A 15,227-nucleotide genomic window follows, 5' to 3' on the forward strand; every position below is an offset into this window, starting at 1 on the left:
GGCGTAAATAATTTCACAGTGGCGCCCGAATTTGTGCTTACACTCTAAAAGCCCTCGCCACCGACGACACGCGTCGTTCTGGTCGCCGGGGAAAGTCTCGGTCATCCCCCAACGGATGGCGTGCAGGGAGTGCACGTACGGGACAATTTGCTTTATTGGCTAAGTGACCAGTTTCGGGGGAAGACATGTCGAACATGAAGAAGTGGGGCGCGACCTTTGCCGTAGTGGCGTTGGTTGCAGCGGCCAGCACGGCCGCCTATCGAGTCATTGGCGAGGGCTGGTCCGAATCCTCCGAACAAAGCCAGCTGGACATGACGGGCGACGCGCTCGTTGGCGTCCAGACGGGCAGGGTCGCTGCAGGCGCCTCGACGGCGCGCCGCGAATCGGCAGCATTCCAGGACAGCGCCGCGCGACTGTCGGCCTCCGGCAGCGGCAAGTTCGTCCGCCCCCAGTTGGGCGTGATGCCTCCGAATCAGCTGCCTGGCGGCGGGTTCGCCTTCGATCCCGCCTTGAACGTCGGCGGCGGCGTCAATCGCCCCGCGGCGGCGCCTGACACCCGCGAAGTCGCCGGCACCAGCGAGACCGTCGCGATGGGCACCTTCATCGTGCTGTTCGACGAGCCTTCGCTGGCCACGTACCAGGGCGGACGGGCAGGTCTCACGATGCCGCCCCGCTACCTGGGCAAGTCCGGCAAGAATCGGATCGACCTGAACAGCATCGAGGCGCAAAACTACCTGGGCTACCTGCAGGGTCGTCAGATGCAGCTGGAGCAGAGCATGGCCAGCGCCACCGGCCGCCCGCTCGAGGTTCGCCAGCGGATGCAGCATGCGGTGAACGGCATCATCGTCGACATGACCGCAGAGGAAGCACTGCGCGTCCGCAAGCTCCCGGGCGTGCGCCTGGTGGAGGGCTACCGCGAATACGAGGCTGACACCGAAGTCGGGCCTGCCCTGATCGGTGCGCCGGCCGCGTGGGCCGGTTCCATCAACCAGCCGTCCGGCGCCAGCCCCGTCCAGGGCGAAGGCATCATCATTGCGATGATCGACTCGGGCATCAACTTCGGCAGCCCGTCGTTCGCCGCCGTTGACCCGGTTGACGGCTATGTCCATATGAATCCGCTCGGTGCCGGCGTTTATCTGGGCACCTGCGAGGTCGGAGGCGACGACGAAGGTCGTTGCAACGACAAGCTGATCGGTGGCTACGACTTCGTTTGCGGCGCGCCCGGCAACCAGTGCGGCGTGGCCAATATCCGGGAAGAGCCTGGCTTCGCCGACACCAACGGTCACGGCAGCCACACCGCCTCCACGGCAGGTGGCAACCGCCGCGACGTCGTGTTCAGCGGCGCGCCCCTGCGTATTTCCGGCGTGGCGCCTCGCGCCAACCTCATTGCCTACGATGCCTGCTACACCAACACGACGAGCGGCAGCGGTCTGTGCCCGAACGTGTCGACGGTGGCTTCCATCAACCAGGCGGTCGCCGACGGCGCCGACGTCATCAACTATTCCATTGGTGGCGGCGCGCAGCCCTGGGCGGAAGCCACCTCGCTGGCGTTCCTGAGCGCCACCGATGCCGGTATCTTCGTGGCTACCTCGGCCGGCAACAGCGGTCCGGGTCCCAACACCATGGGCCATCTTGAGCCGTGGACTTCTTCGACCGCGGCTTCGCAGCACGGTCGCGGCGGCTTTGGCGTCCTGATGCAGGTCACGGGCCCCGCGCCGGTGCCGGCGGGTCTCCAGCCGGTGGTGCTCAGCCTTGGCAGCGGCGGCGTTGAGTTCTCCGCCACCCTGCCGGGCAGCACCCCGCTGCTGGTGAGTCCGGGTGTCGCAAGCGCCAATGATGGCTGCAGCCCGTCCCCCTTCGTCGCCGATTCGCTGATCGATTCGATCGCGGTCATCCGGCGCGGAACCTGCTCGTTCGCCGAGAAGGCAAACAACGCGGCAGCGGCGGGCGCGATCGCGGTAATCATTGCCAACAACCAGGCGGGCGTGATCCTGCCGCAGGTGCCGGGGACCACGATCCCCGTGTTCAGCGTCACCCAGGCTGACGGCGATGCCCTGGCCGGCTTCGTCGGTGCGAACCCCAGCACGGCAACCGCCCAGATCTCGTTCCCGGCCGTGGGCCTCCCCAACGTCGCCGATGCGCTGGCGTCCTTCAGTTCGCGTGGTCCGGCCGGCGCCTTCAACCTGGTCAAGCCCGACATCACGGCGCCCGGCGTTAATATCCTGGCGGTTCTGGCGGGCGAAACGATTTCCGGTTCCGAGGACTTGATCGGTGCGATTAGCGGCACCTCGATGGCTTCGCCGCACAATGCCGGCGCCGCTGCCCTGATGCGCCAGGCGCGTCCGAGCTGGACCGTGGCCGAAATCAAGTCGGCGCTAATGATGACGGCCACGACCGAGGTCTATCTTGAGGACGAAGTAACGCCGGCCAATGCCTTCGCGCGCGGTGCGGGCCGCATCCGCCTGGAGCGCGCCATCAAGGCGGGCCTGGTGCTCAACGAGACGACGGCGAACTACACCGCCGCCAATCCGGGCACCGGCGGCCAGACGCACACGCTCAATCTTCCGAGCATGGCGTTTGCCAACTGTGCAGGCAGCTGCCAGTTCGTCCGGACGTTCCGCAATCCCGGCACCTCTGGTGGCCTTTGGTCGCTGAGCGTGACCGGCCTGACCGGCACGCTCGATAGCGCGCTGATTTGGGTGCCGGCCGGCGCTACTCGCGCCGTCACGGTGACCATCGACAGCTCCAGCATCCCGGCCGACAACGCCTGGAACTTCGGCCAGCTGGTGTTGACCCAGCGCTTGAGCGGTGGCCAGACCGGCATCAACAGCACCTTGTCGCTGCCGATTGCCGTCACCGTCGCACCGCCGGTCCTTTCCTTGCCGGCCTCGGTGTCGGCCAGCGTCACGGAAGGTGACAACGGGATCGCCAACTTCGACGTTGGCAACACCGGCGGTTCCGCGCTGGTCTACAGCGTCGTGAGCTCGGGTACGGCTTCGGGGAGTATCGCCCGGGCGGACCGCGGTGTCGTCAACAGCGGCTACCGCAGCATCCAGTACACCAACCCGTTGACCGCAGGCAACAATGCGCAATACGCGGCGGATGACTTCCAGGTCGCGGTCAGCACCCAGGTGACGGCTCTGAGCGCCGAAGGCTTCGTGGTCAGCGGTGCGGCCTTCCCTGGAGCGGCGGATAGCCTGACGTGGTCGATCTATCCCGATGCTTCCGGGTTCCCGGCGGGCAACCCGAGCACCAACGCCGGTGCAGCCGTGTGGTCTTACACGGCAGCGGCGAACTCGGCGGGCGTCAACACGGCCGGTGGTTTCCTCTCGCTCGACCTCGTGGCTGCAGGTGAGAGCCTGGTGCTGCCGCCCGGCACCTACTGGCTGGTGGTCAATACCACCGGCACGTTCGCCAACCGGTGGGCACAGTTCGCGTCGAACACGGGCAACGGTTCCTTCGCGTCCCTCACGGTCAGCACGACCAACACGGGTGTCTGGGCAAGCAATACCGCCTTCGCCGGCCTGAACATGCGGGTCACGGGCCTGGTGCCGTGCGGCGCCCCGTGGATCGGTGCGATTGCACCGGCGAGCGGTTCGCTTGCCGCGGGTGCCAGTCAGGCCACCACGGTCACCCTGACGTCGTCCGGGTTGGCATTTGCCAACTACGCGGCCTTCGTCTGCGTGAACAGCAATGACCCGGTCCGACCCAGCGTTGCGCTGCCGGTGCTGCTGACGGTCGATCAGGCGCCGCCTCCGTGACAGGCTAGTTAAAGTCATGAAAAAGGCCCGGACTTGTCCGGGCTTTTTTTTGCTCTTCTTCCAGCTACGGGATTCCGCCAATCAGTGCGTTCCTAGGCTGCGGCAGCGCCGCCTTGGCCTGCGGACGCTGGCCGCGAACTAACGCACGACCACCGTGGTGGCCTTGTTGGCGACGATATACGGCTTGAGATCTTCTACTTCGCGCAGCTTGCCGATGGCGCGCTGGGCGAACTTGGCCGTGGTGATGCGCACGTGGCAGTTCTGGAACTCCCGTTCGGGGTCTTTGCCGCGGGAGCTATAGACCACCCGGCCGTCGCGGTCCCAGCCCAGGACCAGTCGCTCCTGGAGGTGGCTGGTGCGGTAGATCCATCCCTTCAGGATGTCGGATTCGGCCATGGCCATGCGGGGCTTCCAGAGAATGATGCAGCGGTCAGTGATGGGGTAGCCAGCCAAGCGTACCGGCGTGCAGGCTCTGGATATAGAGGCGATCGCGGGTTTCGGTGACCGACGTGGTCTCCGCGTAGGCGCCGGACGGATCCTGCAGGTCGGCCAATATGCGGCCTTGTTCGTTGAAGGCGATCACGTGGCCGTAGGCCGGGGGAACGGGCCAGAGTGCGCGAGGCAGCCGCATCGTCAGCTTGCGCAGGAACGGGGAGGTGGCCATCGCGTCCACCGTGGCGCTGCGGGGTTTCGTGAAGCCAAGCCAGATCCGTCCGTCCAGCCCAGGCATCAGGTTGTCGGGATAGCCCGGCAGATTGTCGAGCAGCACGGTGGCGAGCGGCGACGGGTCGCGCACGTCCAGGGCATCGGCGCCGACATCAATGCGCCAGACCCGGTAGCGTCCGGTTTCCACCACCAGCAGCGAGCCGCCATCGGCCGACAGCGCCAGCCCGTTCGCGAACGACAGGCCATGGGCGACCAGGCGCAGGCTGGCTTGCGAGGGGTCGAATGCGAATACCCGGCCGGTCGCGGACTGCTCGAGAATGTCGAGCACGCTGGCCTCGAAGGTGCCGCCCCACTGCGCCGGCGCAAAACGAGTGGACGCATCGCTGAAGTAGATGCGGCCGTCGTCGGCCACCACAACGGCATCCGCGTAGCCAATGGGCTTCGTTTCAAAGGTATCGGCCAGCACGTGGATGACACCCTTGGGCGAGATCGAGAGCAGGCCCTTCTCAGCGTCGGCGGCGATCAGGTTGCCCGTGGCGTCGAAATCAAAGCCGAGCACGCGTCCGCCGGTGTTGGCGAACACGTCACGGGCGCTGCCATCGGCCGCCATGCGAAGGATATCGCCGCTGGCCAGCGCAACGTAAAGCCGGCCATCGGGGCCAAACGCCACGTGCTCCGGGCCGTGGTCGTCCCCCAGCGCGATGTGGCGCAGATGGGCCAGACGGTGGTTGCGGGCATGCGCGCCCTGGTAGCCCAAGTCGGCCGGCGCCTGCCACGGCACCGGCTCGATCGGCACCGGCCACAGCGTCAGGTAGGCCAGGGGCACCGCCGCTAGAAGCAGCAGCAGCGCGGTGCGAGGGCGCACGGCGGGCGACCTCCCGCGTGCGCTCAGTCGTCCGCGCGGGTCTGATCCGAAGGCGGTACGAAGATGGCGACGGCGGTGGCTTTCTTCTGCGTGGTGGGAATGCCGACGCCGACGCCGACCGCGCTGCGGCTGCCGTAGCTGGCGCCGCCCACGGACATGCCAACCGGTGAGCGGGCGCTGCCGCGGCCCAGCATCAGCAGGCCGTTGGCGCCAAGCGAGGCAGCTTCCTGACGCAGGCGATCCATGACGGCCGCGTCCTGGCCCTTGGTGCCAAAGCCAATCGCGCTGGAGGCGTCGATCTCGGCGATGTCGATCGCGCCCGGCGGCGGCGTGCGGTACACGCGAACTTCGGACGGATCGATGGGCGTGCGGGCTTCGCCCAGCATGAGCTTGTCGGTGCTGGCGCAGCCGCCGAGAAGGGCGAGGCCGAGGGTGGCAAGAACGAGGTGGCGGATCATGGCAGGCTCCCAGTCCGGCGCGTGCCGCCGGTCGACGCCATGGTCGCACGGCCGTGGCGAGCCACGCTGAACCTCAGTCGATCAGGTGGGGAGCCAGGCTGTTCGGCCAGCCACGCGGCAGGTAGTGGGCCACGTCGGCCAACAGCAGCATCGGGCGGTCCTCTGGCGTGTCGCCATAGGCGTGGATGCGGGCGAACCGGGACGGCTCGAGTTCGGCGCGAATCCGAACGACTTTTTCTTCCAGCACGCACTGTGGCCCGGCGTAGCGACCGGTGAGGCGACCCGCGTGGGATTCCAGGTGTGAGCCGAGCGCCACAACACCTTCGGACTCGGCCCAGGGCCCGACCAAGGCCTCGAAGTTGCCGGTGACCACCCGTATCGTGTCGCCGCGGTCTCGGTGTATTCGGAGCCGGGTCAGCGTCTCTGGTCGAAGCAGACCGGGAAGGGTGTCCAGGGCCCAGGTCCGCGCAGCGGCTTCGAAATGCCCGGTATCCATGCCGCTCAGGGCGCGCTCGACCACGGCGGCGCGGATGCGCGTGCCGCTGACCAGGCCCAGGCGGTAGCCCAGCACCCAGGGCGCCAGCCGCAGCCGGCCCATGCGCAGCCGTTCCGCGGGCACGATGCTGCGAACGAAGCGCGGGAAGGTTTCGCAGCGCGTCAGCGTGCCGTCGAAATCGAAGAGTGCGAGATCAGCCACGGCTTTGCTCGATCCAGACGGCAAGCGCGCCAAGGTTGAGCAGCACGGTGGCCCAGAAAGTGCCGAGGAAAGCGGTTTTCACTGACTTGTGCCGCAGCCAGTGCTGCGCGGCCATCGCACCCGGCCAGCCGCCGAACAGCGCCAGCATGTGCAGGGTGCTTTCCGGCGTTCGTTGCCGCCCGGACTTTGCCGCGGACTTGTCGAAGGCGTAGACGGCGAAGGTGAGGGCGCTCATTCCGGCGTAGGCCACCGCCAGGACCGGCAGTCCGGCCCACCCCGTCCCGGCGACCAAGGCGAGCAGCGAAACCAGGCCCAGCCAGCCTTTGGGCAAACGGCTGGCGCGCTCCGGAGCGCGCGGGCGATGGCCCTTGGGACGTCCGCGGATTTGGCTCGGCATGGTTCAGTCCGCCGCGAATTTCGCCAGTTCGCGGACTCGCTGCACCTGTGACGGCAAAGGCAGCTTTGCCTGGGCCATTGCCAAGGCTTCGCGCGCCTGATGCCTGGCCGCTTCGGCCAAAGTGCGGTCATCGAATGACGCGATCGCCGCCAGTGCCTTGAACAGGCGGCACATGACTTCGATCGAGCCGGCACCGTCGCGCGCAATGGCGGTGAAGGCATCTTCCACCAGCGACGCGGATGGCAGCTCAGGAACCTGTACGCGCGGATAGCGCGGCGGCGCCGAAGGGGAGGCCGGCAGCGTCCGACACCACTGATCGAAGACGCGGACCAGGCGACCGACCACGTCGATGGCAGTTCCGGGATCGTTCATGGCTGGCGACAGCGCCCTTCCGGCAATCTCCGAAAGTACGACCAGGGCAAAGCGCGGATCATCGTCGAAGTCGCGATCGTGGCCAATATCGAAGGCGCGGCGCAGGTGCGCCAATGCATCGGGATCAGCGGCAGCCGGGCCGGATTGAACGCGCAGGAGGACCTGGCCGGTGGCGACGAAGCGGCCTGGCATCGCCACTACTTCCACCAGCAGGCCGTGGGCCTGGGCACAGTCGTCGAGTGCGGCGATGTCGACGCGACGGATGTAGCCGACCTCGGTGGCAGTGACCGCGATGGCGCCGTCGGGCAGGCCCGTGGCCGGCACGCCGCCCAGATAGGGATCCTGGCGGCGGCGGCGGATGGTGTCGGTTGCTGCTTCCTCGGCTCGCTCGATGGTGTTGCCCAGCCGCCCCAGGCGGGCGATGCGGTCGACCCAGTGCACGAAGGTCAGGATCACCAGCACGAAGACCAGGCCGGTTTCAAGGAAGAGCGCGAAGCGGCCGACGGTCCCGAAGCTGCCGTTCTCCAGCGCCACCAAACCGACCACGCCGAAGATGAAGGCGGCGATGAACATGGAGTAGGCGTTCTGGGAAACGTCGTCGGCCAGCACCAAGGGGAAGGCCCGCGGCGAAGCGGTATTGCTGGTCGACGCGTACGCCGAAACCATCGCGCCCGCGGCAAAAATGGCGATCACGAGCATGCTCGAGGCCATGATGGAGAGCAGGGACTCGATCGATTCCGCCGTTATTTCGGGCGGATTCTTCAGTTGCCAATAGCCGTCCAGGGCCGCCGCCAAGGCAACGGCCAGAATGGACAGCAGGCAGGCGGCCAGCGGCTTGGCCCACAAGCGCTGGCGCAGCGCGCGCACCAGGGTCATGAGCCGGCTCAGCATGGCGTCAGTCGCGGGACTGAAGCTTGGCCAGCAGGCGCAGGATCTCCAGGTACAGCCACACCAGGGTGACGGTGAGGCCGAAGGCGCCGTACCACTCCATGTACTTTGGTGCGCCGGCTTCCACGCCCGATTCGATGAAGTCGAAGTCGAGCACCAGGTTCAGCGCCGCGATCACGACTACGAAGCCGCTGAAGGCAATGCCCATCCAGCTCGACTCGTGGATGAAGCCGATGCCGTCCATGCCGAACATGCGCATACCGATGTTCACGAGGTAGAGCACGGCTATGCCGCCGGTGGCGGCGACCACGCCCAGCTTGAAGTTCTCGGTGGCCTTGATCAGGCCGGTGCGGTAGGCCAGCAGCAGCGATGCCAGCACGCCCATGGTCAGCATCACGGCCTGCATGACGATGCCCGGGAAGCTGGCTTCGAACATGGCCGAGATGCCGCCGACGAACAGGCCTTCGAGCGCGGCGTAGAGCGGCGCGGTGACCGGCGCCCAGGTCTTCTTGAACACCGTGACGATGGCGACGATGAAGCCGCCGATGCCGCCGACCAGCAGCCAGGGCATCATTGCGCCCGGGTTTTCGGGGGTGAACAGGCTCCAGGTGTAGGCGGCCGTGGCCACCAGCAGCAGCAGCAGGAAGCCGGTTTTGTTGACCGTGCCGTTGAGCGACATGGTGTTGCCGCCTGCCCCCGAGACCAGCTGGCCGCTGGAAACGTCGAGGAAGGTGTTCTGGTTCAAGGCGGGATTGCCGCTGCGCATGCCTGGCTCCGGTGCGTGGGAATACGCCGATGCTACCTAGGCCGCCTGAACGACGCCAGCGCCCCGCCGGGTCAGGGCGTGATATCGCCCCGCAGGCGCCAGAAGTGCTGCAGCACCGCCACCGGTGAATGCCCGGGCCGATACGCGTGGCGCAGTGCGCCGTGAACGTAGTCGGTGGCGTCGGCGCAGGCTTCGCGCAGGTTCAGGCCAAGGCACAGATTGGCCGCAATCGCCGAGGCCAGGGTGCAGCCGGTGCCGTGACCTTCCAAGGGCAGGCGCGGGTTGGTGAAAACGGCCCGGGCATGGCCGTGGCCGTAGCGGTCGGTCATCTCGCCGTCGCCGGGGAGGTGGCCACCCTTGAGCAGGACCGCGCTGGCGCCTTCGGCCAGCATTTGCGCCAGCGCCGCCTCGGCTTCGTCGTCGGTCGCGATGCGGCGGCCGAGCAGCAGCTCGGCTTCCGGAATATTGGGCGTGACCACGGTCGCCAGCGGCAGCAGCCGGGTACGCAGTGCGTCCAGCGCATCCTCGGCCAGCAGTTTGGCGCCGGAGGTGGCGACCATGACGGGATCGAGCACGATATAGGCCGGCCGGTGCGTCTCGAGTGCATCGGCTACGCAGTGGATGACTTCGGTGCTGGCCAGCATGCCCAACTTCACGGCGCCGATATGGAAGTCGGTGAAGCAGGCGTCTATCTGCGCGCGCAGGAACTCAGGCGGCGGCACGTGCACCGCCGTCACCGCGCGCGTGTGCTGCGCCGTCAGCGCCGCGATCGCGCTGAGGCCGTGGAGGCCATGCGCGGCGAAGGTCTTGAGGTCGGCCTGGATGCCGGCCCCGCCGCCGCTGTCGGAGCCGGCGATGGTCAGTACGGAGATCGGGCGTAGTTGGGGCATGCGTAGGGGACCAAGGCGCTGTGGCAGGTGAGCGGGGAACGTCGCGACATCGAATATATCAGCGGGCGCGCTGCATCATTCGCTGTTTCCAGAGCGCATAGACCAAGCCGGTGGTGCCAGTAAGCACGGCGGGTAGGTACAGCGCGCGGTAGTCGATAGCGGAAAACGCGAAGGCGCCGGCGATACCGCCGATCAGGAAACTGGTGATGATGACCAGGCACAGCCACAGGCGACGGCGGGCCACCGGCAAGCCGCGAAGCGCGTGGCCCAGCGTGATGCCGAGGTCGGTGAACATGCCGCTGATGTGGGAAGTTCGGATGATCGCGCCGCTGTACGTGGTCGCCATGGCGTTCTGGAGGCCGATCGCAACCGCCGCCAGCACCGGGCCGGCGAAACTGCCGCGGCTGAATAGCGGTACGGCCGCGGCCAACAGCACCGCTTCGATCGTCAGCGCCACACCATAGCGCCGGCCGAGGCGCAGCACGCTGTCCTGGATCAACAGGCCGCTGAGTGCGGCACCCGCGACGAACGCCAGCAGCATCGCCGCCAGTTGCCCGGCGGCGCCCAGGTTTCCCTTGGCCAGAGCGGCACCCAGCAGGCTGGTGTTTCCCGTGAGGTGGGTGATGGCCTGGTGTTCGAAGCCGAGGTAGCCCACCACGTTGACCATGCCGGCGACCAGGGCCAGGGCCGAAGCCCCGACCCATACCCAGGTGGCCAGTCGCTCGGCCATGGCCTCAGAGCACTTCCGACGCGTAGTCGGCCAGGCGCGAACGCTCGCCGCGACGCAGCGTGATGTGCGCGCTGTGGGCCCAGTTCTTGAAGCGATCCACGGCGTAGGTGAGGCCCGAGGTGGTTTCGGTGAGGTAGGGCGTGTCGATCTGCTCGACGTTTCCCATGCAGATGATCTTGGTGCCGGGGCCGGCGCGGGTGATCAGGGTCTTCATCTGCTTGGGCGTTAGGTTCTGCGCTTCATCGACGATGACCCAACGGCTGAGGAAGGTGCGGCCACGCATGAAGTTCATCGAGCGGATCTTGATGCGGCTCGCCAGCAGTTCGTTGGTGGCGCCGCGTCCCCAGTTGCCGTGGTCCTCGGTGTGGGTCAGCACTTCGAGGTTGTCGGTGAGCGCGCCCATCCATGGCGTCATCTTTTCTTCTTCGGTGCCGGGCAGGAAGCCGATGTCCTCGCCGACGCTGACGGTCGCGCGGGTCATGATGATTTCGCGGTAGCGCTGGATGTCCATGGTCTGGGTCAGGCCCGCGGCCAGGGCCAGAAGGGTCTTGCCGGTGCCGGCGGTGCCCAGCAGGGTGACGAAGTCAATCTCCGGGTCCATCAGCGCGTTGAAGGCGAAGTTCTGCTCGCGGTTCCGGGCATTGATACCCCAGACCTGATGCTGGGGTGCGCGGAAGTCGTCGACGATTTGCAGCACCGCTCGCTCGTCGTCCAGGCGGGCGACCTTCATTTCCACTTCATCGGCGCCGGGCATGTACAGGAACTGGTTTGGGTACCAGCCATCGTCATCACGCCGGCGCACTTCGTAAAAGGTGCGGCCCTTTTCGGTCCAGCTGCGCAGGCTGCCCTCGTGTTGGTCCCAGAAATCAACCGGCAGCTCGGTGGCGCCGGTGAAGAGCAGGTTGAAGTCATCGATCGCGCGGTCGTTTTCGTAGTCCTCGGCCCTGACGCCGCAGATCGAGGCCTTGATGCGAAGGTTGATGTCCTTGGAAACCAGCACCACCGGCACGCCGGGATGGTCCTCGATCAGCTGCAGGATCGAGCCAAGGATCTGGTTGTCGGGCATCACCGTGCCGAAGCGCTTGCCGACCTCAACGGGCTTGAGCTGGAACAGCAGCCGGCCAATGCTTTCGGTTGCGCGCAGCTGCAGACCCTTGGGCTGGACCAGTTTTACGCCGTCGTCGATGGTGTTGCCGTTGCCGTGTTCTTCGATGATTTCGTTGAGGAAGCGACTGACCTGGCGCGCGTTGCGACTGGCCTCGCTATGGCCTTTCTTACCGTTGTCGAGTTCCTCCAGGACCATCATTGGTATGAAGACGTCGTGCTCTTCGAACTTGAATAGCGCTGTCGGGTCGTGCATCAGCACGTTGGTGTCCAGAACGTAAATCCGCTTGCTTCTCGTCATGGGGTTCTCATGTTGGGAAGGGACACAGTGGCGTCAGCATCGTCTTGGCTGGCGAATTCCGCGCATCCATGCGCGGCACAGCGACGCGCCGCCGAGGCTCGCGGGGCGAGACGGCGGTGCGGGTTTGCTCGGGGGTGGCTCACTTGGGCTTGGTAGCCTTTTTCAGCGCTTCCAGAACAGCCTCGGCGTGGCCGGGGACCTTCACGCCGCGCCAGCTTTCGGCGATGCGTCCGTCGGGATCGATCAGAAAGGTGCTGCGCTCGATGCCCATCACCTTGCGGCCGTACATGTTCTTTTCCTTGATGACGCCGAAGGCATTACAAACGGCCTCGTCAGCATCGGAGACCAGGTCGAACGCGAAGCCGTGCTTGGTGCAGAAGTTCTGGTGCGATTTCACCGAGTCGCGCGACAGGCCCAGGATTTCGGCCTTGAGCCGGCGGAACTTCGGATACAGGGCGTTGAAGTCGATGCCTTCCGTCGTGCAGCCCGGGGTGTTGTCCTTGGGATAGAAGTAGAGCACCAGCCACTGGCCGCGGTAGTCGGCGAGATTGGCGCTACCGCCCTTGCCCAGGGTGATCGGGAGGTCGCTGACGCGGTCACCGGTGTCCATCATTCATTTCCTCAGAACTTCATGGGGTCCATGATGGCATCGAGGTTCAGGTGGTCGCAGAACTCGAGGAAGTCGTCGCGCAGCGCGGCGATGTGCATGTTCGAAGGAATGCCGATGGTGACCTGGGCCGAAAACATGTCGGCGCCGGTCTGCATTGCCCGATAGCGCGAGCTGTGCAGGCTTTCGATGGTGATGCCCTGACGGTCGAAGAAGTCGGCGAGCTGGAACAGGATGCCGGGCTTGTCGGCCGCGACCACTTCGACGATGTAGGGCAGCAGGTTCGACTGCAGGGCCTTGGGGCCGGTGCGATACCAGACCAGTTTGTAACCTTCCTCGCGCTCGAGCCGCGTGAGCATGGCCTCGAGCTTGGCCACGGCGTCCCAGGAACCCACGGCCAGCGCAGCCACCGAAACGTCGCGGCCGACCGTGGAAAGCCGAGCGTCGACCATGTTGCAGCCGCTGTCGGAAATGCGGCGGGTGACGGCCAACAGAGGCGACTGCGGATGCGTGGTGTAGGCGCTGATCAGCAGGTAGTTCTCGTTGGCGGTCGGGCGTGCGGCAGGGTCGGTCAATTCGGTGTTCCGTGGCGGCGCGGATGAACGTGCGCGAAAGTGTCCCAGCCAGCATACTTGCCGCTGCTTTGCACCCGCAAGTAACATCGACCCACTTCCCGGCAAGGCCCATCCATTGCACCTTTCAGGCAGCATCACCGCCTTGGCGACCCCGTTCACCGCCGCAGGCGACCTTGACCTCGACGCCTGGGCGCGGCTACTCGACGCTCAGCGCGAGGGCGGCAGCCGCGGCATCGTCGTGGCGGGCTCCACCGGCGAGGCGGCCGCGCTTACCGACGATGAATACATGACCCTGCTGCGCACAGCGGTCGCGCGGGTCGGCAGCCACATGCAGGTTCTGGCTGGCACCGGGCAGTCCAATACCGCCAAGACCATCGCCCAAACCCGTCTGGCCCGCGACGGCGGTGCCGACGCCGCCCTGGTGGTCACGCCGCCGTACGTGCGGCCGACCCAGGACGGCCTGGTCGCGCACTACGAAGCGGTCGCTGCCCAGGGCGGGCTGCCGGTCGTCCTTTACAACGTGCCTGGCCGGACCGGCTGCGACCTGCTGCCAGAAACGGTAGCGCGCCTTTGTCGCCACCCCGGCATCATCGGCCTGAAGGAAGCGCGTGGTGACGAAGCCCGCTGGGAGGCTCTCTACCCGCTGGCAGGCAACGACTTCTCCCTGCTGAGCGGTGACGACCCGACCTTCTTGCGCGCCCTCTTGGGCGGTGCCGACGGCGTGATCTCGGTCGCTTCGAACGTCGTGCCGCGGGCGTTTGCCCGCCTGTGTGCCCTGGCCGCGGCGGGCGAGGGTGACGCCGCCCACGCGCTCGATCAGCGCCTGCAGCCTCTTTATGACTTCACGGGCATCGAGTCCAACCCGATTCCGGTCAAGGCCTTGCTGGCCCGCCAGGGCGTCGGCCACGGTCTGCGCCTGCCGCTGCAGCCTTTGTCCGCGCCGCACGCCGCCTTGGCCGACCAGATGTTCGCGCTATGCCGCCAGGTCGAGCAGGAACTGGCCTGAACCGCTTACCATTGGCGCCTGCCACAGACTGTCCGCAGCGCCCTTCAGGAGATTCCGCATGACCGTGTCCAAGCTTTCCCTTCGCCCGCTGCTGTTCGCTGCCCTGGTCGTGGCCCTGGTTTCCCAGTCCGGCTGCGCCTGGACCCGCAGCAAGCTCGGGGTGGACGCCGCGTACAAGAACAGCCAGCAGGGCAAGCCGCTGGAAGTGCCGCCCGGCCTGGACGCCCCCTCGATGGGCACCGCCGTGGTGGTGCCCGACGCCACCGGCAACGGCGGCCTGCTCGTGTCCGACGTGCCGCCGAGCACCCTGGGCGGTGCCGCCGCGCCGGCCGATGACCTGCCCCCGTCGGGCGTGACCGGGATCCCCGAATTCACCCTGGCCGACAGCGCCGACAATACCTGGCGCCGGATCGGCGAGTCGCTGGCTGATATCCCGGGCGTAACCATTGCCGATCGCGCCAAGCTGCTCAACAGCTATGAAGTGAGCTACCGCCGGGTCGTGTTCCTGCTGCGCGCCGAACCCGCCGCCTCGGGTACCCGGGTCGTCGCCCTGGGCGCCAACGGCCAGCCGATCACCACCGGTGCCCCCGCCGAGCTGCTGACCCTGCTGCGCGAAAAGCTGGGCTGAGTTTTAAAAAAAAGGGGCCGGCGAAAATTCCCGCATTGCGCGGGAATCTTCGCCGGCCCTTTTTTTGTTGCCTCTCCCCGATGAGGGAGTAGGCAGTCATCCGTCTGGCACGCCCCCGCCGGGTCTTGCTCAGCGCTCGAGGTGATCGAGCTTGCCGGGCTTGCCGTCCCATTCGGCGGCCTCAGGCAAGGGGTCCTGGCGCGTCGTGATTACCGGCCAGGCCTTGGCGAGCTCGGCGTTGAGGGGAATGAAACCCTCCTGGCCGGCCGGCACGTCGTCCTCGGGGTAGATCGCCTTGGCCGGGCACTCGGGCTCGCACAGGGTGCAGTCGATGCACTCCTCGGGGTCGATGACCAGAAAGTTGGGGCCTTCGTGGAAACAGTCAACCGGGCACACCTCGACGCAGTCGGTGTACTTGCACTTGATGCAGTTCTCGATGACGACAAAGGGCATGGCCAGGACTCGGAGGCGGTACGAAGGGTCTGATTCTAGCGGCAGCGGCCGATGAGGCCCAGC

The 15,227-nt window shown here is 66.7% G+C and carries 16 protein-coding genes; 3 read left to right on the forward strand and 13 right to left on the reverse strand.

Features of this window, described 5'->3' with window-relative positions:
• The first annotated feature begins 461 nt into the window (after positions 1-461).
• Complete coding sequence (locus ACYVGY_RS12495; RefSeq protein ID WP_460457856.1) at positions 462-3,761, forward strand: S8 family serine peptidase; 3,300 nt, start codon at positions 462-464, stop codon at positions 3,759-3,761.
• Between the two features lie 138 nt (positions 3,762-3,899).
• Here ACYVGY_RS12495 and ACYVGY_RS12500 read toward each other — a convergent pair whose 3' ends face one another.
• From ACYVGY_RS12500 to ACYVGY_RS12555, 12 genes are all read right to left on the reverse strand, one after another.
• Entirely contained in the window at positions 3,900-4,163 is a 264-nt protein-coding gene (locus ACYVGY_RS12500) for a hypothetical protein (protein ID WP_460457821.1), read from the reverse strand.
• Between the two features lie 28 nt (positions 4,164-4,191).
• Entirely contained in the window at positions 4,192-5,292 is a 1,101-nt protein-coding gene (locus ACYVGY_RS12505; RefSeq protein ID WP_460457822.1) for an SMP-30/gluconolactonase/LRE family protein, read from the reverse strand.
• 23 nt (positions 5,293-5,315) lie between these two features.
• A complete protein-coding gene (locus ACYVGY_RS12510; protein WP_460457823.1) occupies positions 5,316-5,750 on the reverse strand; it encodes a hypothetical protein in 435 nt (144 codons plus the stop codon).
• A gap of 73 nt (positions 5,751-5,823) precedes the next feature.
• Positions 5,824-6,447 (reverse strand): HAD family hydrolase, encoded by a 624-nt coding sequence (locus ACYVGY_RS12515; protein WP_460457824.1) that lies wholly within the window; start codon positions 6,445-6,447, stop codon positions 5,824-5,826.
• Entirely contained in the window at positions 6,440-6,844 is a 405-nt protein-coding gene (locus ACYVGY_RS12520; protein WP_460457825.1) for a DUF1294 domain-containing protein, read from the reverse strand. Before ACYVGY_RS12520 ends, ACYVGY_RS12515 begins: the two co-directional genes overlap by 8 nt.
• Before the next feature lie 3 nt (positions 6,845-6,847).
• Positions 6,848-8,107: a DUF2254 domain-containing protein gene (locus tag ACYVGY_RS12525; protein WP_460457826.1), complete on the reverse strand. Its 1,260-nt coding sequence runs from the start codon at positions 8,105-8,107 to the stop codon at positions 6,848-6,850.
• 4 nt (positions 8,108-8,111) lie between these two features.
• Positions 8,112-8,870, reverse strand: a complete 759-nt coding sequence (locus ACYVGY_RS12530; RefSeq protein WP_460457827.1) for a Bax inhibitor-1/YccA family protein — start codon at positions 8,868-8,870, stop codon at positions 8,112-8,114.
• 71 nt (positions 8,871-8,941) lie between these two features.
• Positions 8,942-9,760: a bifunctional hydroxymethylpyrimidine kinase/phosphomethylpyrimidine kinase gene (gene thiD, locus ACYVGY_RS12535; RefSeq protein WP_460457828.1), complete on the reverse strand. Its 819-nt coding sequence runs from the start codon at positions 9,758-9,760 to the stop codon at positions 8,942-8,944.
• A 58-nt stretch (positions 9,761-9,818) separates the two neighbouring features.
• Positions 9,819-10,490 (reverse strand): YoaK family protein, encoded by a 672-nt coding sequence (locus ACYVGY_RS12540; RefSeq protein WP_460457829.1) that lies wholly within the window; start codon positions 10,488-10,490, stop codon positions 9,819-9,821.
• A gap of 4 nt (positions 10,491-10,494) precedes the next feature.
• Positions 10,495-11,895, reverse strand: coding sequence for a PhoH family protein (locus ACYVGY_RS12545; RefSeq protein WP_460457830.1), 1,401 nt, complete (start codon positions 11,893-11,895; stop codon positions 10,495-10,497).
• Between the two features lie 139 nt (positions 11,896-12,034).
• A complete protein-coding gene (locus ACYVGY_RS12550) occupies positions 12,035-12,505 on the reverse strand; it encodes a peroxiredoxin (protein ID WP_460457831.1) in 471 nt (156 codons plus the stop codon).
• Positions 12,506-12,516: 11 nt separating this feature from the next.
• Entirely contained in the window at positions 12,517-13,077 is a 561-nt protein-coding gene (locus ACYVGY_RS12555) for a glycine cleavage system transcriptional repressor (protein ID WP_460457832.1), read from the reverse strand.
• 115 nt (positions 13,078-13,192) lie between these two features.
• Here ACYVGY_RS12555 and dapA point away from each other — a divergent pair, with 115 nt between their 5' ends.
• Together dapA and ACYVGY_RS12565 are read left to right on the forward strand one after the other, a co-directional pair.
• Positions 13,193-14,083, forward strand: a complete 891-nt coding sequence (gene dapA / locus ACYVGY_RS12560) for a 4-hydroxy-tetrahydrodipicolinate synthase (protein ID WP_460457833.1) — start codon at positions 13,193-13,195, stop codon at positions 14,081-14,083.
• 58 nt (positions 14,084-14,141) lie between these two features.
• Positions 14,142-14,711, forward strand: coding sequence for a hypothetical protein (locus ACYVGY_RS12565; RefSeq protein WP_460457834.1), 570 nt, complete (start codon positions 14,142-14,144; stop codon positions 14,709-14,711).
• A gap of 129 nt (positions 14,712-14,840) precedes the next feature.
• Here the strand turns inward: ACYVGY_RS12565 and fdxA are convergent, their stop codons facing one another.
• On the reverse strand, positions 14,841-15,164 hold the full coding sequence (fdxA, locus tag ACYVGY_RS12570; protein ID WP_460457835.1) for a ferredoxin FdxA: 324 nt from the start codon (positions 15,162-15,164) through the stop codon (positions 14,841-14,843).
• Positions 15,165-15,227 lie beyond the last annotated feature (63 nt).

Source organism: Arenimonas alkanexedens (assembly GCF_054781355.1).